The sequence below is a fragment of the Massilia phyllostachyos genome (assembly GCF_021044825.1).
GTDB classification, from domain to species: Bacteria; Pseudomonadota; Gammaproteobacteria; order Burkholderiales; family Burkholderiaceae_D; genus Telluria; species Telluria phyllostachyos.
Window position 1 is genome coordinate 121,558 of record NZ_JAJNOC010000011.1, and the last position, 22,597, is coordinate 144,154.

Consider the following 22,597-nt stretch of genomic DNA (forward strand, 5'->3'; position numbering starts at 1 on the left):
GGCCGATTGTCGCACAAAGATTGCCTCCTAGTTATATTTACCAGGAGGCAAATTTTGCTTACAGCTTGATGAAATGCTCTCGGTAGTAGCGCAGCTCGTCGATCGACTCGGTGATGTCGGCCAGGGCGGTGTGCTTCTGGTGCTTCTTGAAGCCGGAGGCGAGCTCGGGCTTCCAGCGGCGGCACAGCTCCTTCAGGGTCGACACGTCCAGGTTACGGTAGTGGAAGAAGGCTTCCAGCTTCGGCATGCCGCGCGCCATGAAGCGGCGGTCCTGGCAGATCGAATTGCCGCACATCGGCGACTTGTTGGCCGGGACGTACTGCTTCAGGAAAGCGATCAGTTCCAGCTCGGCCTGGGCTTCGGTGACGGTGGACGCCTTGACGCGGTCGATCAGGCCCGACTTGCCATGGGTGCCCTTGTTCCAGTTGTCCATCTTGTCCAGCGTCTCGTCCGACTGGTGGATGGCGAACACCGGGCCTTCGGCGATGATGTTCAGCTCGGGATCGGTGACGATCACGGCGACTTCGATGATGCGGTCGTTGTCCGGGTCGAGACCCGTCATTTCCATGTCGACCCAGACCAGGTTGAATTCGTTCGGACGCACGGGCGCGGCGGCCCCTTCGGTTTGTGTGGCTTGTGACATAATTCTCTCTTCGATTTATTCGCGATTGATTCGCTACGGCGCCAGGCGTTCGCGCCATCAATCCTGCATTTTCTCACAGGCACAGCATGTCTTCACTCGGGTTTTCGGTTTTGTTCGTCGTTTTCTTTGCGCTGACGCTCGGTCTGCGATTCTGGCTGGCCGGGCGCCATATCCGCCACGTGCTGCGCCACCGCGCCAGCGTGCCCGCCGAGTTTGCGCCGAAAGTCCCGCTGGCGGCGCACCAGAAGGCGGCCGACTACACCGTCGCCAAGACCCGGCTCGGCATCGTGTCGCTGCTGTGGGGCGGCGTGGTGCTGATCGGCTTTACCTTGCTGGGCGGGCTGCAGGCGCTGTCCACCTCCCTGCTGCCGGTGACCGGACCGGGCACCCTGCACCAGATGGCGCTGGTGGTGGCGTTTGCCGTGCTGTCCGGCGTGCTCGACCTGCCGCTGGACTGGTACCGCCAGTTCGTGCTGGAGGAACGCTTCGGCTTCAACAAGATGAGCCCCGCCTTGTGGGTGGCCGACATGGTCAAGGGCGCGCTGGTCGGCGCCGTCATCGGCCTGCCGCTGCTCTGGGTGATCCTGGCCCTGATGGAGAAAAGCGGCGACCTGTGGTGGCTGTGGGCCTGGTGCGTGTGGAGCGGCTTCCAGCTCCTCATGATGGTGCTGTACCCGACCGTCATCGCGCCGATGTTCAACAAGTTCACGCCGCTGGCGGACGCCTCGCTCAAGGAGCGCATCGAAGGCCTGATGGCGCGCGTTGGCTTCGCTTCCAAGGGCCTGTTCGTAATGGACGGCAGCAAGCGCAGCGCCCATGGCAACGCCTATTTCTCTGGCTTCGGCAGCAACAAGCGCATCGTGTTCTTCGACACCCTGCTCTCGCGCCTGGATCCGCCCGAGATCGAAGCGGTGCTGGCGCACGAACTCGGTCACTTCAAATTGAAGCACATCGTCAAGCGCATCGTGGTGATGTTCGGGCTGTCGCTCGCCTTTCTCGCGCTGCTCGGCTACCTGAAGACCCAGGCCTGGTTCTACACGGGCCTGGGCGTGACGCCGATGATGGATGCGTCGAACGACGGCATGGCGCTGATCCTGTTCGCGCTCGTCCTGCCGATCTTCACCTTCGTGCTGGCGCCACTGAACTCGATCACCTCGCGCAAGCATGAATTCGAGGCGGACGCCTTCGCGGCCAAGCACACCGACCAGCGCCACCTGGTGTCGGCCCTGGTCAAGATGTACGAGGACAACGCCTCGACCCTGACGCCGGACCCGCTGTATTCAAGCTTCTACGATTCGCATCCGCCGGCGTCGGTGCGGGTCAAACACCTGAACATGGCGGCCGCATGACCCTCCTCGATCAACACAGCGTGCATGGCGCGCCGGCGCTTCCTGCGGATGCCATCCCTGCGCTGCTGGCACAGGTGCCCGGCTGGCAGCCGGTCGACGGCGTGATCGCGCGCGAATTCACCTTCCGCGATTATCGCGAAACCATCGCCTTCGTGAATGCGGTGGCGTGGCTGGCCGAGGGCGAGAACCATCATCCGGACTTGACGGTGGCGTATCGCCGCTGCACGGTGGCCTGCACCACCCATTCGGCCGGCGGCGCGCTGTCGCTGAACGACTTCATTTGCGCGGCGAAGATCGACGCGCTGTATGCGCAAAGGGCGGGTGCATGAACGAACTCACCGGCACCATCATCGCGGCCCACGGCCGCCATTACCTGGCCGATGCCAACGGCGAGAAGCTGCAGTGCGTCACGCGCGGTAAGAAGACCAATGTGGCGGTGGGCGACGTCGTGCACCTGAAGCGCACCTCCGCCGACCAGGCCGTGATCGAGAAGATCGCCGACCGCACCACCCTGCTCTATCGTTCGGACCAGTATAAATCGAAGCTGCTGGCGGCGAACATCTCGCGCCTGTTCATCGTCGTGGCCACGGAGCCGAGCTTTGCCGACGACCTGGTCTCGCGCTCGCTGGTCGCGGCCGAAGCGGCCGGGATCGAGGCCCACATCATCCTGAACAAGGTCGACGTCGAGGCGCCGCTGGCGCGTGCCCGCGAACGTGCCGGGCTGTATGCCTCGCTCGGTTATCCGGTGCACGAGCTGTCGGCGCGGGAGCGTCCGGAACATGCGGTCGAGACCCTGATGCCGCTGCTGCAAGGACAGTCCTCGATCTTCATCGGCCAGTCGGGCATGGGCAAGTCCTCGCTCATCAACCTGCTGGTGCCGGATGCGGACATCGCGGTGCGCGAGATTTCGGAGGCGCTGGATACGGGCAAGCACACCACGACCTTCACGCGCCTGTACTGGCTGCCGGGCGGGGCGTCGATCATCGATTCGCCGGGCTTCCAGGAGTTCGGGCTGTATCACCTGACCGAAGGGATGCTGGAGCGCGCCTTCGTCGAGTTCAAGCCGTATCTGGGTGGCTGCAAGTACTACAACTGCCGCCATCTGGCCGAGCCGCAGTGCGCGGTGCTGGAAGCGGTGGCGGAGAAGAAGATCGCGAAGATGCGGCACGAGCTGTATGGGCAGCTGCTGCACGAATCCTCGCAGACGCTGTACTAGCGCCAGGAACCACGGTTTCCGTTACGTAAGGCAAAAAGCCCTTATAATCATATGGATAACAGCAAAGCGAACGACGCCATGGCAGCACAACCAATCAAGCACTTCCTGCAGTTTTCCGACTTCTCCTTCGACGAATTCGAATACGTCATCGAGCGCGCGAAAGTCATCAAGCGCAAGTTCAAGGCCTACGAGGTGTATCACCCGCTGGTCGACCGCACCCTGGTGATGGTGTTCGAGAAGAGCTCGACCCGTACCCGCCTGTCCTTCGAAGCCGGCATGCACCAGCTGGGCGGCGCCGCGATCTACCTGAACACCCGCGACAGCCAGCTGGGCCGCGGCGAGCCGGTGGAAGACGCGGGCCAGGTCATGTCGCGCATGTGCGACATCATCATGGTGCGTACCTTCGGCCAGGAGATCATCGAGCGCTTCGCCGCGCATTCGCGCGTCCCGGTGATCAACGGCCTGACCAACGAACACCACCCCTGCCAGGTGCTGGCCGACATCTTCACCTTCTACGAGCACCGCGGCCCGATCGCCGGCAAGACGGTCGCGTGGATCGGCGACGCCAACAACATGCTGTACTCGTGGCTGCAGGCGGCCGAGGTGTTCGGCTTCCACCTGAACGTCTCGACCCCGAAGGGCTACGAGATCGATCCGAAGCTGGTGTCGACCAAGCGCTACACCCTGTTCGACAATCCGTCGGACGCCTGCGAAGGCGCGCACCTGGTCAGCACCGACGTCTGGACCAGCATGGGCTACGAGAAGGAAAACGCCGAGCGCCTGAAGGCCTTCGACGGCTTCATCGTGGACGGCGCCAAGATGGCGCGCGCCACCCCCGACGCCCTGTTCATGCACTGCCTGCCGGCGCACCGCGGCGAGGAAGTCGCGGCCGAGGTCATCGACGGCCCGCAGTCGGTGGTCTGGGACGAGGCCGAGAACCGCCTGCACGTGCAGAAGGCGCTGATCGAATACCTGCTGCTCGGACGCATCGAAGATAAATAGTATTTATCGTTTATACACGCACCACCAACCCTAGTTTGATCGTCGGCCTGCAAGGGCCGGCTGACCACCTACCTCCCTCCCCAAAACTGGAACACCCATGAGCGACATTAAAAAAGTAGTCCTCGCCTACTCCGGCGGCCTCGATACCTCGGTCATCCTGAAATGGCTGCAGGATCACTACAACTGCGAGATCGTCACCTTCACCGCCGACCTCGGCCAGGGCGAAGAACTGGAGCCGGCGCGCGCCAAGGCGATCAAGTTCGGCATCAAGCCGGAGAACATCTACATCGACGACGTGCGCGAGGAATTCGTGCGCGACTTCGTGTTCCCGATGTTCCGCGCGAACACCGTCTACGAAGGCGAGTACCTGCTGGGCACCTCGATCGCGCGCCCGCTGATCGCCAAGCGCCTGATCGAGATCGCCAACGAAACCGGCGCCGACGCCATCTCGCACGGCGCCACCGGCAAGGGCAACGACCAGGTCCGCTTCGAGCTCGGCGCCTATGCGCTGAAACCCGACGTCAAGATCATCGCTCCATGGCGTGAATGGGACCTGCTGTCGCGCGAGAAGCTGCTGAAGTACGCGGAAGACGCCGGCATCGAGATCGACATGAAGCACAAGAACGGCGGCGCGCCCTACTCGATGGACGCCAACCTGCTGCACATCTCTTTTGAGGGCCGGCACCTGGAAAACCCGAGCGCGGAAGCCGAGGAATCGATGTGGCGCTGGACCGTGTCGCCGGAGCAGGCGCCGAACGAAGCCGAATACCTCGACATCGAATACGAGCAGGGCGACATCGTCGCGCTGAACGGCAAGCGGTTGACCCCCGCCGAAGTGCTGACGGAACTGAACCGCCTCGGCGGCAAGCACGGCATCGGCCGCCTCGACCTGGTCGAGAACCGCTACGTCGGCATGAAGTCGCGCGGATGCTACGAAACCCCGGGCGGCGCCATCATGCTCAAGGCCCACCGCGCGATCGAATCGATCACCCTGGACCGCGAAGTGGCGCACCTGAAGGACGACCTGATGCCGCGCTACGCCAGCCTGATTTATAACGGCTACTGGTGGGCCCCGGAGCGCGTCGCGCTGCAGACCCTGATCGACCACACCCAGAAGACGGTCAACGGCTGGGTGCGCGTAAAGCTCTACAAGGGCAACGTGATCGTGGTGTCGCGCGATTCGAAGACCGACTCGCTGTTCGACATGAACATCGCGACGTTCGACGAAGACGGCGGCGCCTACAACCAGGCGGATGCGGGCGGATTCATCAAGCTGAACGCGCTGCGCATGCGCATCGCTGCCAAGGCGCGCGCGAAACGCGGGCAGTAAGCTGCACGGATGTCTTCATGGAAGCCGCCTTCGGGCGGCTTTTTTCATGGTCGTCGACTTCACTTTCGAACACGATGATGGTTTGCATGGGACTTGGGTACCCTCAGCACGACACTCGGCCGCCACCTCAACGATATGAGGATGGAAAAATCCTCCTACGTCTACATCCTCGCCAGCCGTCCCTACGGCACGACCTGCATCGGCGTCACCTCCGACCTGATCCGCCGCGTGTGGGAACACAAGGAGGGCTTCGTGGCCGGCTTCACGAAGAAATACAAGATCCACACCCTGGTCTGGTACGAAGTCCACACCGACATCATCGCCGCGATCACCCGCGAAAAACAGATCAAGGAATGGCCGCGCAACTGGAAGATCAACCTGGTCCAGTCCATGAACCCCGCGTGGCATGACCTTTATCCAACACTCATTAGTTGACGTCAGTCAACAAGCCAGCAATCGCTGAATTTCCTGAGCCCATCCATGCCATCCTCCTGCGTTCCCACGTTGTCTCAACCAGGACCAGCCCATGAAAAAACTCACGAAATTCAGCATCATTGCAGCGATCTCGATCTGCGCCAGCCTCGCCCACGCCGTCGATCTGAAAAGCCTGCGCAGCATCGGTAGCGACCTTGCCAAGGCCGCCTCGCTGAGCGACGCCGACATCATCGAGGGATCGCGCAACATGATGGCGCAGATGGACGAGCAGAACGGGGTCGCGCCAACCGGCAGCGACTACGCCCAGCGCCTGGCCGGGCTGACCCGGGGGCTGGAGAACGAAGACGGCTTGAAGCTGAACTTCGCTGTCTACATGAGCGACGACGTCAACGCCTTCGCCACGCCCGACGGCAGCATTCGCGTCCATGCGGGCCTGATGGACATGATGACGGACGACGAGCTGCGCGGCGTGATCGGCCACGAGATCGGGCACGCCAAGCTGGGCCACAGCAAATCGCAGATGAAAAATGCGCTCCTGATGTCCGCCGGCACCAAGGCGGCGGGGGTCGCGGGCGGCACGGTCGGCAAGGCGGTGGCCGCCAATGCGAAGACGATCGAGGCCTTCGCCAGCGCGCAGTTCTCGCAAAAGGATGAAACCGCGTCCGACGACTACGGCTTCGAATTCATGCGCAAGCACAAATACGACCCGGCCGCCCTCGCTTCGGCCTTCCGCAAGCTGGCCAGGATGAGCGGCGGCGGCAACGCGCTGATGTCGAGCCACCCTGACCCCGCCTCGCGTGCGCGCCGGGTCGAAGACAAGCTGGCGAAGATGTAGGCCGACCGACGCGGGCGGAGGCCGCTTTTTGTTTCCTACGCCCGCGCGTCGCGCAGATCGTCGACCGGCTCCTGCCCGAAGCGCGGCGCCAGCAGATAGTCCACAAGACGGGCCGCACACTCGCCCGGCGACACCAGCACCCCGCCCTCCTTCATGTCGACGAAGCGCTGCTTGAGCGGAAAGCGCTCGTCCGGCGTCGCCCGGATCTCGGCCTGCATGTCGGTATCGATCACGCCCGGCGCCAGGCTCACACAGCGCACCCGCGCGTCGCCGTCGAGCGCCACCGCGCGCGCATGCTGGTCGAGCGCCGCCTTGGTGGCGCAGTACACGCTCCAGCCGGGATAGGCGCTGCGCCCCGCCCCGCTCGACACGTGCAGGATGCGCCGTTCGGCCTGCGGCGCCGCCTGCACGAAGGCGCTCGACAAGGCCAGCGGCGCCGCCACGTTGATCACGGCCGCACGCAGCGCCGCCGCCGGCTCCTGCTCCGCCAGCGGCCCCACGGGCGTGACCACGCCAGCGTTATTCACCAGCAGCACCGTATCCGCGCCCGCCAGAAAGCTCGTCAAGGCATGCCCCTCGAGCCACGACGCCAGCGCCGCGGCGTCGCCGAAGTCGACCACCGCCTGTTCCATGCCCTCGGCGCTTTCCGCATGCCCGCGCGCCAGCCCCAGCACCGGGATGCCGCGCGCCATCAGTTCCGCCGCCACCGCGGCGCCCAGGCCACGCGAGTGGCCCGTCACGACTGCCTTGATCATGCTCGCCTCCTAGATGAATACCGGTTCCGGTTCCAGTTCCACGCCGTAGCGCGCCTTGACGTCCGCCTGGATCGCGCGCGCCAGTGCGACGACTTCCGAACCAAGCGCGCCGCCCAGGTTGACCAGCACCAGCGCCTGCTTCGGATACACGCCGGCGCGGCCCAGCGATTTGCCCTTCCAGCCGCACTGGTCGATCAGCCAGCCGGCCGCCAGCTTTTCGCTGCCGTCCGCCTGCGCATGGTGCACCAGGTTCGGGAATTCCACCAAGAGGCGCGCGCACTGTTCCTGCGGCACCACCGGGTTCTTGAAGAAGCTGCCCGCATTGCCGATTTCAGCTGGATCGGGCAGCTTGCGGCGCCGGATCGCTTCCACGATCGCGCCGATCTCCTGCGGCGTGGGCGCCGACAGACCCGCCTCCTCGACCGCTTTCGCCAGCTCGGCGTAGCGCAGGTTCGGCGTCCACGCGGCCGTTAGCGCGAAGGTAACGTCCAGCACCACCAGATCGCGCCCTTCCGGCTGCTTGAAGATGCTGTCGCGGTAGCCGAAGCGGCAGGCCGCCGCGTCCAGGGTGCGCACGTCGCCGGTCGCCATGTCGAAGGCCGTCAGGGAATCGAACACATCCTTGGTTTCCGTCCCATACGCCCCCACGTTCTGGATCGGGGCGGCGCCGACCGTGCCGGGGATCAGGGACAGGTTTTCCAGCCCGCCCAGGCCCTGGCTCAGCGTCCACTGCACGAAGGCGTGCCAGTTCTCGCCGGCCTGGGCCCGCACCAGCACTTTACCGTCGCGCTCACCCAGCACTTCCTTGCCCTGGCCGGCCATGTGCAGCACCACGCCGTCGAAGTCGCCGGTGAACAGCAGGTTGCTGCCCCCGCCCAGCACCAGGCGCGGCAGCGCCGCCAGGACCGGGTCGGCGCGCAGGATGGCCAGCTGTTCCGCGCCGTCCACGCGCAGGTAGTGCCGGGCGCGTGCGGGGATGCGGAAGGTGTTCAGGGAATCGAGCGGATGGTCGTGGAGGATGGGCAGGTTGGCTGGCATGGCGTGACGGTGTTTTTGCCCATTATAGGCGGCAACGCGGCGGCTAGGCCGGTCCCGGCTGTTGCCGTACGGGCAAATTGATGGCCTGGAGGGGCGTTGTCCGCTAAAATAGAGGGGTTCATCTATTAAGCTACACAAAGAAAAGGAATAACGCCATGCCATCGTTTGATGTGGTCTGCGAAGCAGACATGGTCGAAGTGAAGAACGCCGTCGAACAGTCGAACAAGGAAATCACCACCCGCTTCGACTTCAAGGGCAGCTCGGCCAACGTCGAGCAGAAGGACAAGGAACTGACCCTGTTCGCCGATTCCGACTTCCAGCTCGGCCAGGTCAAGGACGTCCTGATCAACAAGATGGCCAAGCGCAAGGTGGACGTGCGCTTCCTCGACGAAGGCAAGGTCGAGAAGATCGGCGGCGACAAGGTCAAGCAGGTCATCAAGGTGCGCAACGGCATCGAGACCGAGGACGCCAAGAAGATCACCAAGGCGATCAAGGAAAGCAAGATGAAGGTCCAGGCCAGCATCCAGGGCGAATCGGTGCGCGTCACCGGCGCCAAGCGCGACGACCTGCAGGCCGCCATGGCCCTGCTGCGCAAGGACATCCAGGACCTGCCGCTGGCCTTCAACAACTTCCGCGACTGAGCGGAACACCGGCCGCAAGGCGGCGCGGCACCAATCGCGCCCGGGAGTAGAATAATGGCCGTGCGCCGCGCGGCCGGTACGATGTACGCGTAGAGGGTGTGAAAAAACGGCCATGGCAAGGCGCCGAGTCGAAGACAGTACGATAGTACGGCGAGACGAGGCAACGCAGCCATGGACGAATTTTTCACACCCTCGTAGGGATTTAAGGATTGCAATGAAACGTGTTGATGATTTCCGCCTGCGACTGGGCAACAAGGAGTACGTGCCCATCATGATCGGCGGGATGGGTGTGGACATCTCGACCTCCGAGCTGGCCCTGGAAGCGGCCCGCCTGGGCGGCATCGGCCACATTTCCGATGCGATGGTGCAGGACGTCTCGGACCGCAAGTTCGACACCACCTTCGTGAAAGACAAGACCAAGCTCTACAAGTTCAACATCAACAACATGAACAAGGCGGTGGTCCAGTTCGACCTCGACCGCCTGGCCGAAGCGACCCGCCTGCACGTGGGCTCGACCATGGAAGCGAAGCAGGGCGATGGCCTGATCTTCGTGAACTGCATGGAAAAGCTGACCATGAACGCGCCGAAGGAAACCCTGCGCACCCGCCTGTCGGCGGCGATGGACGCGGGCATCGACGGCATCACCATGTCCGCCGGCCTGCACCTGGGTTCGTTCGAGCTGATCAAGGACCACCCGCGCTTCCGCTCGACCTTCCTCGGCATCATCGTCTCGTCGGTGCGCGCGCTGCAGCTGTTCCTCAAAAAGGTCTCGCGCCTGGACCGCCTGCCCGACTACATCATCGTCGAAGGCCCGCTGGCCGGCGGCCACCTGGGCTTCGGCATCGACGACTGGAAGCAGTACGACCTGCACACCATCATGGACGAGATCCACGTCTTCATGCGCGAGCAGAAGCTGGACATTCCGGTGATCGCCGCGGGCGGCATCTTCACCGGTTCGGACGCGGTCGGCTTCCTGGAAAAAGGCGCCGGCGGCGTGCAGGTGGCGACCCGCTTCACCGTGACCCACGAGTGCGGCATGCCGGACAACGTCAAGCAGGAATACTTCCGCGCCAGCGAGGAAGACATCATCGTCAACGGCGTGTCGCCGACCGGCTATCCGATGCGCATGCTGAAAAGCACGCCGGCGATCGGCTCCGGCATCCGCCCGGGCTGCGAGTCCTACGGCTACCTGCTGGACGCGACCGGCAATTGCTCGTACATCAATTCGTACAACCGCGAAGTGCAGGCCAGCCCGGACGGCAAGAACATCTCGGTGCTGGACAAGACCTGCCTGTGCACGCACATGCGCAACTTCAACTGCTGGACCTGCGGGCACACTACCTACCGCCTGAAGGACACCACCCACAAGCTGGCGGACGGCAGCTACCAGATCCTGTCGGCCCAGCACGTGTTCGAGGATTACCAGTTCAGCGTCGACAACCAGATCGCGCTGCCGGAAAAGCAGGAAATCGTCGCCGCCTGATCCGGCACGACACTCGTTCCATATCTGCAAAGCCACGGTTCGCCGTGGCTTTGTCTTTTTGCGCCGTGTTTGCGCCCTGTTTGCGTCAAGACGTGTAATCTAGACTTCCAGCGAGCGCTCATCTCGAAGGTGCGTCATGTCCATGATCGATCCGTCCGCGCAGGTCAGTTTCCTGCTTGATGACGAGGGCAAGGTCACGGGCTGGAATCCGGCGGCCTCGAGCATGTTCGGCTGGACCATCGACAGCGCGCCGGGCCGCTTCCTGACGGATCTGCTGGCCAGCAGCGCGCGCTGGGATTCGCTGGCCTCGTCAGGCGGCGGGCGCATGCACATGCGCTTCGCCGGCGGCAGCGAAGGCAACGCCACCCTCACCCTGACCCGCCAGTACGACGGCCGCGGCGAGCCGCTCGGCTGGAGCGCCAGCGTCATCGTCGCGGCCGGCGACTCCGCCTGCGAGTCCGAGCGCGTTGGCCACACGCCCCTTTCCGAGGTCGTCGACCTGCTGCCCGGCACCTTCTACGCCATCAACCGCGCCGGCCGCTTCGTCCTCTGGAACCACAACCTCGAACGCCTGACCGAATTGACGCCCGACGAGCTCGGCGCGGCCCAGGTGATGGACATGTTCGAGCCGCACGAGCGCGCCGGGGCGCTCGAGAACATTCGCCGCGTGTTCGAGGAAGGGGCCGAGGTGTCGATGGAGATGAACTACGTGTCGCGCAGCGGACGCGAGACGCCGATGCTGGTCGGCGGCGCGCGCGTGGCCTGCCAGTGCGGCGACTACCTGTTCGGCATGGGCATCGACATTTCCAAGCGGCGCAACAAGGAGCGCCAGCTAATGCTCAGCGAGCGCGCCCTGCACGCGGCCAGCAACGGCGTCGTGATCACCCGCTGCGTCGGGCGCGACAACCTCATCGAATACGTGAATCCGGCTTTCGAGCGTATCGCCGGCTATCCGGCCGCGGAAGCGCTCGGGCGCGATCCGCGCTTCATGGCGGCGCACGACTTCGACGTCCATGAACGCAGCCAGGTGCGCCAGGCCATCATCGAGCGGCGCGCCGTGAACGTGGTGTTCCGCAACCAGCGCAAGAACGGCGAGCTGTTCTGGAACGACCTGCGCATCACCCCGGTGCGCGACGAGCACGGCGAAGTGACCCACTTCATCGGCATCCTGCAGGACGTCACCGCGATCAAGGAACGCACTGCCCACCTCGAGCACGAGGTCAACCACGATCCCCTCACCGGCCTGGCCAACCGCACCCTGCTGTGGGACCGGCTCGACCATGCGGTGCACCTGGCGCACCGCCACGGATCGATGGTGGCGACCGTGCTGATCGACCTCGACAACTTCAAGGCCATCAACGACACCTTCGGCCACGAGGCCGGCGACGAGGTGCTGAAAGTGGTGGCGCGGCGCCTGCAGTCGGCGGTGCGCGAGAGCGACACGGTGGCGCGCATGTCGGGCGACGAATTCGTGCTGGTGCTGGTCGACCAGCCCTCGGTGCGCTTCACCCTGCGCATGGTGGAACGCCTGCGCAGCTCGATGACGATGCCGGTCGCCTTCGGCGGCAACGAGATCCCGGTCGGCGCCAGCCTGGGCGTGGCGCTGTATCCGCACGACGGCCTGGGCCCGGCTGAACTGGTGCGCGGCGCCGACATGGCGATGTACCACGCCAAGAGCAACGGCGGCGGCGTGCATTTCTTTTCGCCGGAGATGCGCTCGGCCGACGAACGCCGCGCCGCGCTGGCCAGCAGCATCCGCGGCGCGCTCGACCACGACGAACTGTTCCTGCTGTTCCAGCCGCGCATGGACGCGCGCAGTGGGCGGGTAGCAGGCTTCGAGGCCCTGCTGCGCTGGCGCCATCCGGAACACGGCGTGATGCTGCCGGCCAGCTTCCTCGCCGAGGCCGAGGAGACCGGCCAGATGGTCGAGATCGGCAACTGGGTGCTGGACCAGGCCTGCGCCTTTCTCCAGCAGCTGCGCGAGCTCGGCTACACCGGGCTGCCGGTGTCGGTGAACGTCTCGCACCGCGAGTACAGCCAGTTCGGCTTCATCGCCGGCCTGGCGGCGCGCGTGCAGCGCCACGGCCTGCCGCCGGGCGCGCTCGAGATCGAGATTCCCGAGGCCGACCTGATCCGCAACCCCGGCCTGGGGCGCGATCTGTCGGCCCAGCTGCGCGAAGTCGGCGTGGCCCTGTCGCTGGACGAATTCGGCAAGGGCATCTCCGACCTCTCCTTCCTGCAGCAGCTCTCGGTGCGCCAAGTGAAACTGTCCAAGGCGGCGGTGCGCGACATCGCGCGCGACGGCGGCAGCCAGCTCGCCAAGACCCTGATCGACATCGGCCACAACCTGGAACTCGCCGTGGTCGGCGAAGCGGTCGAGAACGAGGCCCAGGCGACCTTCCTGACCTCGCACGGCTGCGACCAGTTGCAGGGCCAGTGGTTCAGCGCGCCCTTGCCGGCGGACGAGGTGCGGCGCATGCTGGACCAGCGCTACCATGCATGAAGAATATGCATGCAAAAACACTTGCAATAATTCGATGTTTAGCTAACAATCGATGCATGACGTCCGTATTCAAAGCCCTGTCCGACCCGACCCGCCGCGCCATCCTCGAGCACCTGCAAGGCGGGCCGATGGGCGCCGGCGAACTGGCCGACCTCTTCGACGTGTCCAAGCCGACCATGTCGGCCCACTTCGCCGTGCTGGTCGCGGCCGGACTGATCGTGCCGGAGAAGCATGGCCGCACCATCACCTACCAACTGTGCCTGTCGGTGCTGGAAGATGCCTTGCTCGGGTTCGCGCAGGCCTTTGGACTCAAGGTCAGCCGCGCCGCCGCCACACCCCGAGCCGTCCCACCCAAGAAGGAGAACACATGAACCCGTCGTCCCGTTTTTCGACCGTGTGCCGCGCCGTGCTGGCGGCCAGCCTCATCCTTGCCGAGTCCGCGCTGCTGGCCTGGGCCGCGCCAGAATACCTCGACCCCGAGTGGGGCAAGCGCCTGGCCGGCGCGCTGCTGGGCGGCGTGGTGGTGGCGTATGCGAATGCGATTCCGAAGGCGCTGGCGGCGCGCACGCGCTGCGCTCCCGCAGTGCACCAAGCCGCACGCCGCTTCACGGGCTGGGCCCTGGTGCTGGGCGGGCTCGGCTACATGCTCGCCTGGCTGCTGGCGCCGCTGCACCTGGCGGGAATGATCGGTGGGCTGACGCTCGGGGCGGCCGTTACCTGCGCGGCGCTGGGGTGCATTCGCATCGGCGGGCGTCGCGCCGGTACTTGACTGAAATTAGTTAGGCCAAAGACCGTCGCAACGGCGCAGGCCGGTGCCTAAGTTTGCATGAGCAGCCGATACGCGGACAAACTTGGACCCCGGCCTTCGCCGGGGTGACGGTCTTGGGTGTAACGGTGAATTCGAGCGCAAGTGTTCGATCACGCCTTCACCATCTTTGTTGATACGACTGATCAGCGCGCCGAGCACATCTTCCGCCATCTCGAACTGGTAGTTGGAGATGCGGAATTCATGGAAGCGCCCCAGCCCGGTACGCGCGTCCATCAGGAAGTTGAGCAGGTTCCAGCCCTGCGGGAACAGCACCTCGTCGCGTGTAAAACGCGCGGCGTCGGCCTTGTCCACCGCCGCCATCATCTCGTTCCACGCTGGAGGGAAAGTGCGCGCGCCGCCATGGTAATTCCAGACCACGCGCGCGGCAGAGGGCGCGTCGGGATGCAGGATGTGATTGGCGCGCATGCCCGTGTTGCGCACCGATTCCGACAGGTGGCGGTCGAACCACAGGTGGGCCGCCGCCACGTAGGGCGGATTGGTCGTGATGTCGCGCGCGCTGATGGCGAGCTTCCCGTCCTGCATGTCCTTCGGGTGCACGAACAGGATGTCGTCGATCAGCCCCAGGCGCCGGAGCAGGACGCGCAGACCAGGCCGTCGAAATCGCTGCGGGTGACGAGGCGATGCCGGCTGGCGGGCACAGGGGTCACGGACGGTGCGGCAAGGTAGTCGGCTAACATATCGCGCATTCTCCAAAGCTGAGGGATTGGCGGGCAGCCCGGGGCGGCCGCCGGACCCAAAAAACTCCACCTTGCAATGTTTCCGGCCGTTAGCCTTTGCGCTGTCGCATCCTGGCCATGCCCGGTGCAGCCCATGCCCCGGAACGTGCAGGCTGTCGCACGGTGCTGGCGCGGCAGGGAAGCTGGGGGTAAAGTTGCATCATCCCAACAGAAGTAGATGCCGGCAATGTTGTTTTTCCGGCACGATCGGGCGGCGGAGGGTACACTCGCCGCTTCGACGTGCAAGCGAACCGACACCAACACCAGACCCATGCAAGCAAGGAACACAAGCCAGAACCATTTTTCCAGCGTCCTGTCGTGGCTCTACCGCGGCTTCGACGCCGTGGCGACCTGGGTGACCCAGCTGTCGTGGTGGAAGTTTTTCCTCTTTGCGATCCTGACCCTGACCGCCGGCGCCATCCTGCAGGAAGAATTGTTCTCGCGCCCGGCCGAGGAAGAGTCCCGCGCCGAGCGCGGTTCGGACAAGCGCAGCGACGCCGCCATCCTGATCGACGAGAGCGGCATCCATTTCAACCCGCGGGTCCGGCCGCGCAACGGCGCCTCGGCCGTTCCGCCGGAGGCGCCGGAAGCGCCCGAGGCCCCCGAGGCCCCCGAAGCACCGGCCACGCCGGCCACCCCGGCGACGCCCGCCGTGCCGGCCCCGCCCTCCGCCACCGTGAACCCGGACGGCGACTCAGTCCACATCGCGCTGCCGCCGCAGATCACCGAGGAACTGTCGAACGCGATCGAAGTCGCGGTCGAGGACGCCGCCGAGCAGAAGGTCTCGCGCTACCACAAGCAGGCCTCGACCTGGTTCATGAACTTCGTGCTGCTGTTCGTGCTGGCCCTGTTCGGCACCAAGGCCCTGGTCGGCGGCAAGAAGCGCGCCGAGGCGCAGTCGCAGATGGCGAACGCCGCCGCCGAGCGCGAGACCATGCAGCGCCAGCTGTCGGAAACCAGGATGCAGATGATGCAGGCGCAGGTCGAGCCGCACTTCCTGTTCAACACCCTGGCCTCGGTCGAGCACCTGATCCAGGTCGACCCGCCGCGCGCCTCGGCCATGCAGCGCAGCCTGATCCAGTACCTGCGCGCGGTGCTGCCGCAGATGCGCGACAACGCCGTGGTCACCGGCCTCGGGCGCGAAGTCGACATGGTGACGGCCTACCTGGCCCTGCTCAAGATGCGCATGGAAGAACGCCTGACGGTGCAGATGAACATCCCCGACGGCCTGCGCAGCGCGGCCTTCCCGCCGATGATGCTGCAGTCGATGGTCGAGAACGCGATCAAGCACGGCCTCGAATGCAAGCCCGAAGGCGGCACCCTCAGGATCCAGGCCGACGTGGTGGACAGCAAGCTGCGCGTCACCGTCACCGACGACGGCGTCGGCTTCGGCGTGGTGCCGAGCGACGGCACGGGCCTGGGCCTGCAGACCATCCGCGACCGCCTCAAATTGCTGCACGGCGACGGCGCCGGCCTGCACATCGCGGCCAACAGCCCGAGCGGCGTGATCGCGATGATCGAAGTGCCGTACCAGCTGTCGAAATAAGCCCATCGGCTGAACTTGCCTGTTACGCCATTTCATTGAATAATTGTTACCCTTCACTCAGCTACCGGAATTGCCATGCCTACTGCAATCATTGCCGACGATGAAAGACTGATGCGCGACCAGCTGCGCCTGCGGCTGTCGGAGGCATGGCCGGAACTGGAGATCCTGGGAGAGGCGAAGAACGGCGAAGAAGCCGTGGAACTGGTCGAGCAGCTGAAACCCGACCTCACCTTCCTCGACATCCGCATGCCCGGCAAGACCGGCATGGAAGCGGCGCGCGACATCGGCGAGCGCAGCCAGATCGTGTTCGTCACCGCCTACGACCAGTACGCGGTCGAAGCCTTCGAGCGCGGCGCGGTCGACTACGTGCTGAAACCCACCGAGCCGGAACGCCTGAAGGTCACCGTCGACCGTCTCAAGGGGCGCCTCGAGCGTCCGGGAGAGAAAGTCAACGACAGCGTCCAGCAGATGCTGTCGCAGCTGGCCGAAAAGATCGCCGCGCCCAAGCAGAAGCACCTGCAATGGATCCAGGCCAGCATCGGCCAGGACCTGCGCATGATTCCGGTGGAAGACATCCTGTTCTTCCGCTCGGACGAGAAATATACCTGCGTCCAGACCGCCTCCTTCGAAGCCCTGATCAGGAAGCCGGTGCGCGACCTGGCCGAGGAACTCGACCCCTCGCTGTTCTGGCAGATCCACCGCGCGACCCTGGTCAACGTGAACGCCATCGAAGGCGTGACGCGCGACATCCGCGGCCGCCACCTGGTGCTGGTCAAGGGCCGTCCGGAAAAGCTCGAAGTCAGCCGCAGCTTCCTGCACCTGTTCAAGCAGATGTAATGACCGGCCGCGTGCGTGCGCGGCGTCCTGTTCAGTTATCGTAAAGTCAAGCTTTACCGAACCGGACAGGACGATTCATGAGCAAGAAGCACAAGGACTCTCTCCTCTTCGCCGCCGGCGTGCTCGGCGCATTCGGCGCCGGCCTTGCGGTCGGCCGCGGCATCACCAGATCCGGCGCCACCGCCACCGGCCTGCCCCGCGCCAGCGTGCTCGACACCCTGGCCCTCGGGCTCGACGTGTTCGCGCCGCTGGTGGCCCAGGGTGTCATCATCCGCCGCCCGCCGATGGTGGCGCTGGCCGAGAAGCTCGACCTCGACCGCCGCGCCGTGGAGCGCATGCAGAAGCTGCGCGACAAGTACGGCAGCGGCCCCTTGATGCTGCCGCTGCCGATCCGCAAGCAGGCCGTCGTGCTCGACCCGGAACACGCCCAGCGCGTGCTGGACGCCTCGCCCGCCCCCTTCTCCCCGGCCAGCACCGAAAAGCGCGGCGCCCTCGCCCATTTCGAGCCGAAGGCGGTGCTGCTGTCGGAAGGCGGCGAGCGCGCCGAGCGGCGCCCCTTCAACGAGGCGGTGCTCGACACCGCACACCCGATGCACCGCATGGCGGCCGGCTTCCTGCCGCTGATCGACGAAGAAGCCGCGCGCATCCTCGAGGCCGCGCGCGAGAAGGGCGAACTCGACTGGGAGATCTGGTCGCAGGGCTGGTACCGCCTGATCCGCCGCATCGTGCTGGGCAACGGCGCGGCCGAGGACCATGAGCTGCAGGCCCTGCTCCAGCGCCTGCGCGGAGCCGCCAACTGGTCGGGCTTCCACCCGAAGATGCCGGCCAAGCGCGCGCGCTTCCTGGCGCGCATCCAGACCTACCTGGAGCGCGCCGAGCCCGGCAGCCTGGCCGGTTTCATGGCGCAGATCCCGCGTTCCTCGACCGCGGCGCCGGAGCAGCAGGTGCCGCAGTGGCTGTTCGCCTACGACGCGGCGGTGATCGCGAGCTTCCGCGCGCTGGCGCTGCTCGACACCTACCCGGAACAACTGCAGCGCGCCCGCGACGAGATCGCGCAGCAGGCCGGCACCCCGCAACTGCCCTTCCTGCGCGCCACCGTGCTGGAAGCCCTACGCCTGTGGCCGACCACGCCGATGGTGCTGCGCCAGAGCCGTGCCGAGAGCACGTGGGAAACGGGCACGATGCCGCCTGAGACCGGTGTGATGATCCACGCGCCCTTCTTCCACCGCGACGACACCCGCCTCCCTTACGCCGACCGCTTCGCGCCGGAACTGTGGAGCGAGGATTGGGAACGGGCGGTCAAGCGCGACTGGCCCCTGATTCCGTTCAGCGACGGGCCGGTGATTTGTCCGGGGCGGCATCTGGTGCTGTTCACCAGCAGCAGCTTGTTGGCTGCGGTGTTGAAGGGGCATACAGTGCGCCTTAACAATCGCCAGCTCGATCCGAACAAGCTCCCTGGCTCGCTCGACAATTACCACCTGCGCTTCACGGTTTCGTAGAGGGTGTGAAAAAACGGCTGTGGCAAGGCGCCGAGTCGAAGACAGTACACTCGTACGGCGAGACGAGGCAACGCAGCCATGGACGAATTTTTCACCCACTCGTAGGGTGGGCGGTCCTCCGCCCACGCGTTCAAACCGTGCAAGCTCACACGCAGACTCTATTCTTGCCGGAATTGAACGCGCGGACGGCCAAGCCGCCTTTCGTGGCCCGGTCCACCCTACGATTGTCAGGCCTCAAGCTGATCTCGCCCCTCGCGTCGTAATGTAGAGCTCCCGGCCCTCCGGCCACGACGCGCCCCACCCCTCCCATGATTCCCCAGCGACGCCAGCGCCGCCGCATCCCCGGCACGGCGGTTCTCGTAGTGAGCTTCCTCGGCGGCTACTGCGCCGGCGAGGCCACGGCCGCCCTGCGCCGGGCGCGCGCCGCGCGCCGCCCGGCGAAGGAAGGGCGGCGCATCGACGGCCGCCACATCGTCCACAGCGCCAGCGACGCCATCCTCTCGATCGACAACGGCGCCGTGATCGTGTTCGCCAACCCGGCCGCCGCCCACATGTTCGCCACCAGTGTCGGCGCGATGCAGGGCAGCACGCTGGCGCGCTTCATCCAGGCCTCCGGGAGCGACGCCAGGAGCCCGCTCGACTACTTCCCCGCCGGTGGCGGCCGCGCCGGGCGCCGCGCCACCGACTACGCCGTCACCGGCATCCGCGCCAACGGCCAGCTGTTCCCGATCGAGGGCTCGATCTCCAGCGTCGAGCATGAAGGCCGCCCGGTCTACACCGTGATCCTGCGCGACGTCTCCGAACGCCACCTGGTGCAGCAGAAACTGACGCGCTCGCACGACCAGCTGCGCCAGCTGTCCTCGGCCCTGCAGACCATCCGCGAGGAAGAACGCACCCACATCGCGCGCGAGCTGCACGACGACCTCGGCCAGCTGCTGGCCTCGCTGCGCATGGACCTGACCCTGGTGCGCGGGCACAAGCACCTGTCCTCGGCCAGCACACAGCTGCTCGAGGGCATGGAAAACAATCTGCTGACCGCCATCGCCTCGCTGCGCCGCATCGCCACCAACCTGCGTCCGCGCGCCCTCGACGAAGGCGGCCTGTACTTCGCGTTGCAGGGGCTGCGCGACGAATTCGTCGAACGCCACGGCATCGCCTGCGCGCTGCTGGCCGACGAGGCCGAGCTGCGCCTGGACGACGGCGCCAGCACGGCGGTGTTCCGCATCGTCCAGGAAGCCCTCACCAACATCGCGCGCCACGCCGAGGCCAGCAGCGTCGTGCTGACCCTCGACCGCAGCAACCACGATCTCCTGGTCACGATCCGCGACAACGGCCGCGGCATCAGCGCCGAAGACATGGAAAAGGTCGAGTCGCTCGGCCTGATCGGCATGCGCGAACGGGTCTGGGCGCTGCAGGGCGAGATCACCATCGGCGCCGACGAAGCGCCCGGCACCCGGATCGATATCTCGATCCCCATCGCCGCCCATTCCCGCGTGGAGGGTCCGGCGAGTTGAGCCTTTGGCATATCAGGATGTCATGAAGCGGAAATATTCCCTACGTAATATCCGCGTCGATCCGAGTTAATAAGAACTCGACATCCTGTCCAAACCAAAGGAGCCTCTACATGAAGTTCAAGTGCCTGGCAGCTGCGCTGCTGTCGACCCTCCCGCTGTTCGCCCACGCCCAGAGCAACGTGACCATCTACGGCGTCATGGATGCGGCAGTCGCCGTGGAGAACACCGACAATCCGGGCGAAGGCCACCGTACCGTCGTCAACTCGGGCAACCAGTCGAGCAGCCGCATCGGCTTCCGCGGCACCGAAGAACTCGGTGGCGGCCTGAAAGCATTGTTCAACATCGAAGCCGGCGTCGCCCTCGACACCGGCGCCGCCGACTCGAACCTGTTCGGCCGCCGCGCCGTGGTCGGCCTGCAGGGCGACTTCGGCACCGTGACCGTCGGCCGCGAATACTCGCCGATCTCCTTCGTCGCCGCCGCCTCCGACGTGCTGGGCCAGGGCATGTTCGGCAGCAACCTGTCGGCCTTCGCCCGCCTGACCCGCCGCCTGAACAACTCGGTCAACTACAAGAGCAACCCGATGAGCGGCTTCACCGTCGCCGCCGCCTACTCGACCGGCGAGAAGACCGTCGATCCGTCGGGCGACCTGATGGGCGCATCGGTGGAATACAAGAACGGCGGCCTGTATCTGGGCGCCGGCTACCACAACATCGAGCGCCTGGCGACCGGCGACGACAAGGAATGGGGCGCAGGCGCCGGCTACACCTTCGGCGCCTTCGAAGTGAAGGGCAACTACCTGGTCGCCGACCAGACCGGCCCGAACAACAAGTACAAGCAAGCCAACCTTGGCGCCGCCTACACCGCCGGCGCCAACAAGGTGTTCCTGAACTACCAGCAGCAGAAGCTGGAAAACGGCGCCAAGGGCAACACCATCTCGCTGGCCTACACCTACAACCTGTCGAAGCGCACCAACATCTACACCACCTACGCGACCCTGCGCAACAACGGCCGCGGCGTGTTCGGCATCTACTCGTCCTCGACCAACGTCACCCCGGCCGCCACCGCCCTGGGCGCGGATCCGGACGTGTTCACCGTCGGCGTGCGCCACTCCTTCTAAGCACCCCGCCGCCGCGCTCCCCGCGCGGCACGATCCGAAGCCGGCTCACGCCGGCTTTCTTCGTTGGCGTCCCACGCTTGACCCGCTCTCCTGACCCCGGCTAACGAACGTGGCAGATTTTTCAAGTTTAATACCCGTGTAACACGATGCGGTGGTGCGCAGGCCGGTTGTCGGCTTTTTGGCGTACACTGCGCACGATTGAAATAATTAACGATTACTCAATATTGCATCCGGTATCATCTTGAGCAATTCTGACAAATCGTGGCTCTCGGCAAAAGGGGTTTGCGCATGACTACAGCGACACGGCGATTCGACGGCTTTGGCCTCGCGAGCAATGAAGGCGACGAGGACAAGATCGAAGCCCTGCGCGACTGCATCGAGCAGCGCATCGATGCACTGCTCGAGGACAGCGGCGAACATGCCGACCTGCTCACGGCCGCCATGCGCGCCGGGGCGCTCAGCGCGGGCAAGCGCATGCGCCCGATGCTGGTCATGCTGGTGGCGCGCGACCTCGGCTGCACTTCGCCCGCCCTGGTCGACGTCGCCTGCGCGGTCGAGATGGTGCACGCGGCCTCGCTGATGCTGGACGATATGCCCTGCATGGACAATGCCCAGCTGCGGCGCGGCAAGCCCGCGATCCACGTCCAGTACGGCGAAGACGTCGCCATCCTGGCCTCGGTCGCCCTGCTCAGCCGCGCTTTCGGCGTGCTGGCCACCGCCCACGACATCCCGCCGATCACGCGCACCCGCCTGGTGGCGCGCCTGGCCGAGACCATCGGCACCCAGGGGCTGGTGCGCGGCCAGTACGAAGACCTGCACGGCGGCGCGCGCAGCCCCGAAGCGATCGCCGTCACCAATGAACTGAAAACCGGTGTGCTGCTCGGCGTCGCGGTCGACATGGCGGCCATCATCGCCCAGACCAACGACGAGATCGCGCGTTCGCTGCGCGCGTTTGCGATGGCGGCCGGCCACGCCTTCCAGATCCGCGACGACTTCCACGACCTGCCCGGCAACGACAGCGCCGTCACCGGCAAGGACACCGGCAAGGACCTGGGCAAGAGCACCCTGCTCGTCTCGCTCGGGCTGGACGAGGCGCACAAGCGCCTGGCCGGCCACCTGGACGAGGCCGAACGCCACCTGGTCGCGGCCCTCGGCAGCGGCGCCGACACCCGGCGCTTCGTCGCCGGCCTGTTCGCGCGCGGCGCCTCGCGCCTGCGTCCGCAGGACGAGCTGCGCACCGGCTTTTCCATCGCCGACGGCGTGGCCGCGCGCAGCCACGTCCTGAGCGTCAACTGAACCACCGGGGAA

The 22,597-nt window shown here is 65.5% G+C and carries 21 protein-coding genes and 1 pseudogene; 18 read left to right on the forward strand and 4 right to left on the reverse strand.

The features are described from left to right. Nucleotides 1-58: 58 nt before the first annotated feature. On the reverse strand, nucleotides 59-643 hold the full coding sequence (gene orn, locus LQ564_RS23360; RefSeq protein ID WP_231060519.1) for an oligoribonuclease: 585 nt from the start codon (nucleotides 641-643) through the stop codon (nucleotides 59-61). Nucleotides 644-729: 86 nt separating this feature from the next. Between orn and LQ564_RS23365 the strand changes: the two genes are divergently transcribed. The 7 genes from LQ564_RS23365 to LQ564_RS23395 all read left to right on the forward strand — a co-directional run bounded on the left by LQ564_RS23365 (nucleotide 730) and on the right by LQ564_RS23395 (nucleotide 6,810). Further along, complete coding sequence (locus LQ564_RS23365) at nucleotides 730-1,992, forward strand: M48 family metallopeptidase (protein ID WP_231060520.1); 1,263 nt, start codon at nucleotides 730-732, stop codon at nucleotides 1,990-1,992. After that, complete coding sequence (locus LQ564_RS23370) at nucleotides 1,989-2,321, forward strand: 4a-hydroxytetrahydrobiopterin dehydratase (protein WP_231060521.1); 333 nt, start codon at nucleotides 1,989-1,991, stop codon at nucleotides 2,319-2,321. The genes LQ564_RS23365 and LQ564_RS23370 overlap by 4 nt, the downstream gene beginning before the upstream one ends. Beyond that, entirely contained in the window at nucleotides 2,318-3,208 is an 891-nt protein-coding gene (gene rsgA, locus LQ564_RS23375) for a ribosome small subunit-dependent GTPase A (RefSeq protein WP_231060522.1), read from the forward strand. Before LQ564_RS23370 ends, rsgA begins: the two co-directional genes overlap by 4 nt. 78 nt (nucleotides 3,209-3,286) lie before the next feature. Next, nucleotides 3,287-4,210 (forward strand): ornithine carbamoyltransferase, encoded by a 924-nt coding sequence (argF, locus tag LQ564_RS23380; RefSeq protein WP_231060523.1) that lies wholly within the window; start codon nucleotides 3,287-3,289, stop codon nucleotides 4,208-4,210. A gap of 97 nt (nucleotides 4,211-4,307) precedes the next feature. Next, nucleotides 4,308-5,540: an argininosuccinate synthase gene (locus LQ564_RS23385; RefSeq protein WP_231060524.1), complete on the forward strand. Its 1,233-nt coding sequence runs from the start codon at nucleotides 4,308-4,310 to the stop codon at nucleotides 5,538-5,540. Nucleotides 5,541-5,681: 141 nt separating this feature from the next. Then, nucleotides 5,682-5,975, forward strand: coding sequence for a GIY-YIG nuclease family protein (locus tag LQ564_RS23390; protein WP_231060525.1), 294 nt, complete (start codon nucleotides 5,682-5,684; stop codon nucleotides 5,973-5,975). A gap of 91 nt (nucleotides 5,976-6,066) precedes the next feature. Further along, on the forward strand, nucleotides 6,067-6,810 hold the full coding sequence (locus LQ564_RS23395) for a M48 family metalloprotease (protein ID WP_231060526.1): 744 nt from the start codon (nucleotides 6,067-6,069) through the stop codon (nucleotides 6,808-6,810). Nucleotides 6,811-6,845: 35 nt separating this feature from the next. Here LQ564_RS23395 and LQ564_RS23400 read toward each other — a convergent pair whose 3' ends face one another. Then, nucleotides 6,846-7,565: an SDR family oxidoreductase gene (locus LQ564_RS23400; protein ID WP_231060527.1), complete on the reverse strand. Its 720-nt coding sequence runs from the start codon at nucleotides 7,563-7,565 to the stop codon at nucleotides 6,846-6,848. Between the two features lie 9 nt (nucleotides 7,566-7,574). After that, complete coding sequence (gene murB / locus LQ564_RS23405) at nucleotides 7,575-8,603, reverse strand: UDP-N-acetylmuramate dehydrogenase (protein WP_231060528.1); 1,029 nt, start codon at nucleotides 8,601-8,603, stop codon at nucleotides 7,575-7,577. A gap of 155 nt (nucleotides 8,604-8,758) precedes the next feature. On the opposite strand from murB, the gene LQ564_RS23410 reads away from it, so the two are divergent. The 5 genes from LQ564_RS23410 (at nucleotide 8,759) to LQ564_RS23430 (ending at nucleotide 13,999) form a co-directional block, all read left to right on the forward strand. Continuing rightward, nucleotides 8,759-9,244, forward strand: a complete 486-nt coding sequence (locus LQ564_RS23410) for a YajQ family cyclic di-GMP-binding protein (RefSeq protein WP_231060529.1) — start codon at nucleotides 8,759-8,761, stop codon at nucleotides 9,242-9,244. A 214-nt stretch (nucleotides 9,245-9,458) separates the two neighbouring features. Next, entirely contained in the window at nucleotides 9,459-10,727 is a 1,269-nt protein-coding gene (locus LQ564_RS23415; RefSeq protein ID WP_231060530.1) for a nitronate monooxygenase, read from the forward strand. Nucleotides 10,728-10,869: 142 nt separating this feature from the next. Continuing rightward, a complete protein-coding gene (locus LQ564_RS23420) occupies nucleotides 10,870-13,230 on the forward strand; it encodes a sensor domain-containing protein (protein ID WP_231060531.1) in 2,361 nt (786 codons plus the stop codon). A gap of 56 nt (nucleotides 13,231-13,286) precedes the next feature. Then, nucleotides 13,287-13,601, forward strand: coding sequence for a metalloregulator ArsR/SmtB family transcription factor (locus LQ564_RS23425; RefSeq protein WP_231060532.1), 315 nt, complete (start codon nucleotides 13,287-13,289; stop codon nucleotides 13,599-13,601). Then, entirely contained in the window at nucleotides 13,598-13,999 is a 402-nt protein-coding gene (locus LQ564_RS23430) for a hypothetical protein (protein ID WP_231060533.1), read from the forward strand. Before LQ564_RS23425 ends, LQ564_RS23430 begins: the two co-directional genes overlap by 4 nt. Nucleotides 14,000-14,206: 207 nt before the next feature. On the opposite strand, the pseudogene LQ564_RS23435 reads toward LQ564_RS23430, so the two are convergent. Next, nucleotides 14,207-14,736: pseudogene (locus LQ564_RS23435) on the reverse strand (exopolyphosphatase); the annotation flags it as partial. 310 nt (nucleotides 14,737-15,046) lie between these two features. Between LQ564_RS23435 and LQ564_RS23440 the strand changes: the two are divergent. From LQ564_RS23440 to LQ564_RS23465, 6 genes are all read left to right on the forward strand, one after another. Continuing rightward, a complete protein-coding gene (locus LQ564_RS23440; RefSeq protein WP_231060534.1) occupies nucleotides 15,047-16,321 on the forward strand; it encodes a sensor histidine kinase in 1,275 nt (424 codons plus the stop codon). A gap of 75 nt (nucleotides 16,322-16,396) precedes the next feature. Next, complete coding sequence (locus LQ564_RS23445) at nucleotides 16,397-17,158, forward strand: LytR/AlgR family response regulator transcription factor (protein ID WP_231060535.1); 762 nt, start codon at nucleotides 16,397-16,399, stop codon at nucleotides 17,156-17,158. A 77-nt stretch (nucleotides 17,159-17,235) separates the two neighbouring features. Further along, on the forward strand, nucleotides 17,236-18,657 hold the full coding sequence (locus LQ564_RS23450; RefSeq protein ID WP_231060536.1) for a cytochrome P450: 1,422 nt from the start codon (nucleotides 17,236-17,238) through the stop codon (nucleotides 18,655-18,657). Nucleotides 18,658-18,965: 308 nt separating this feature from the next. Beyond that, nucleotides 18,966-20,171, forward strand: a complete 1,206-nt coding sequence (locus tag LQ564_RS23455) for a PAS domain-containing sensor histidine kinase (RefSeq protein WP_231060537.1) — start codon at nucleotides 18,966-18,968, stop codon at nucleotides 20,169-20,171. A gap of 110 nt (nucleotides 20,172-20,281) precedes the next feature. Beyond that, complete coding sequence (locus LQ564_RS23460; protein WP_231060538.1) at nucleotides 20,282-21,289, forward strand: porin; 1,008 nt, start codon at nucleotides 20,282-20,284, stop codon at nucleotides 21,287-21,289. 288 nt (nucleotides 21,290-21,577) lie between these two features. Continuing rightward, complete coding sequence (locus LQ564_RS23465; protein ID WP_231060539.1) at nucleotides 21,578-22,585, forward strand: polyprenyl synthetase family protein; 1,008 nt, start codon at nucleotides 21,578-21,580, stop codon at nucleotides 22,583-22,585. The last annotated feature ends 12 nt before the right edge of the window (nucleotides 22,586-22,597 follow it).

What these genes read in the sequence shown, in the direction of transcription:
- orn (WP_231060519.1), bottom strand. Translation starts at nt 643, where the DNA reads ATGTCACAAGCCACACAAACCGAAGGGGCCGCCGCGCCCGTGCGTCCG.
- LQ564_RS23365 (WP_231060520.1), top strand. Translation starts at nt 730, where the DNA reads ATGTCTTCACTCGGGTTTTCGGTTTTGTTCGTCGTTTTCTTTGCGCTG.
- LQ564_RS23370 (WP_231060521.1), top strand. Translation starts at nt 1,989, where the DNA reads ATGACCCTCCTCGATCAACACAGCGTGCATGGCGCGCCGGCGCTTCCT.
- rsgA (WP_231060522.1), top strand. Translation starts at nt 2,318, where the DNA reads ATGAACGAACTCACCGGCACCATCATCGCGGCCCACGGCCGCCATTAC.
- argF (WP_231060523.1), top strand. Translation starts at nt 3,287, where the DNA reads ATGGCAGCACAACCAATCAAGCACTTCCTGCAGTTTTCCGACTTCTCC.
- LQ564_RS23385 (WP_231060524.1), top strand. Translation starts at nt 4,308, where the DNA reads ATGAGCGACATTAAAAAAGTAGTCCTCGCCTACTCCGGCGGCCTCGAT.
- LQ564_RS23390 (WP_231060525.1), top strand. Translation starts at nt 5,682, where the DNA reads ATGGAAAAATCCTCCTACGTCTACATCCTCGCCAGCCGTCCCTACGGC.
- LQ564_RS23395 (WP_231060526.1), top strand. Translation starts at nt 6,067, where the DNA reads ATGAAAAAACTCACGAAATTCAGCATCATTGCAGCGATCTCGATCTGC.
- LQ564_RS23400 (WP_231060527.1), bottom strand. Translation starts at nt 7,565, where the DNA reads ATGATCAAGGCAGTCGTGACGGGCCACTCGCGTGGCCTGGGCGCCGCG.
- murB (WP_231060528.1), bottom strand. Translation starts at nt 8,603, where the DNA reads ATGCCAGCCAACCTGCCCATCCTCCACGACCATCCGCTCGATTCCCTG.
- LQ564_RS23410 (WP_231060529.1), top strand. Translation starts at nt 8,759, where the DNA reads ATGCCATCGTTTGATGTGGTCTGCGAAGCAGACATGGTCGAAGTGAAG.
- LQ564_RS23415 (WP_231060530.1), top strand. Translation starts at nt 9,459, where the DNA reads ATGAAACGTGTTGATGATTTCCGCCTGCGACTGGGCAACAAGGAGTAC.
- LQ564_RS23420 (WP_231060531.1), top strand. Translation starts at nt 10,870, where the DNA reads ATGATCGATCCGTCCGCGCAGGTCAGTTTCCTGCTTGATGACGAGGGC.
- LQ564_RS23425 (WP_231060532.1), top strand. Translation starts at nt 13,287, where the DNA reads ATGACGTCCGTATTCAAAGCCCTGTCCGACCCGACCCGCCGCGCCATC.
- LQ564_RS23430 (WP_231060533.1), top strand. Translation starts at nt 13,598, where the DNA reads ATGAACCCGTCGTCCCGTTTTTCGACCGTGTGCCGCGCCGTGCTGGCG.
- LQ564_RS23440 (WP_231060534.1), top strand. Translation starts at nt 15,047, where the DNA reads ATGCAAGCAAGGAACACAAGCCAGAACCATTTTTCCAGCGTCCTGTCG.
- LQ564_RS23445 (WP_231060535.1), top strand. Translation starts at nt 16,397, where the DNA reads ATGCCTACTGCAATCATTGCCGACGATGAAAGACTGATGCGCGACCAG.
- LQ564_RS23450 (WP_231060536.1), top strand. Translation starts at nt 17,236, where the DNA reads ATGAGCAAGAAGCACAAGGACTCTCTCCTCTTCGCCGCCGGCGTGCTC.
- LQ564_RS23455 (WP_231060537.1), top strand. Translation starts at nt 18,966, where the DNA reads ATGATTCCCCAGCGACGCCAGCGCCGCCGCATCCCCGGCACGGCGGTT.
- LQ564_RS23460 (WP_231060538.1), top strand. Translation starts at nt 20,282, where the DNA reads ATGAAGTTCAAGTGCCTGGCAGCTGCGCTGCTGTCGACCCTCCCGCTG.
- LQ564_RS23465 (WP_231060539.1), top strand. Translation starts at nt 21,578, where the DNA reads ATGACTACAGCGACACGGCGATTCGACGGCTTTGGCCTCGCGAGCAAT.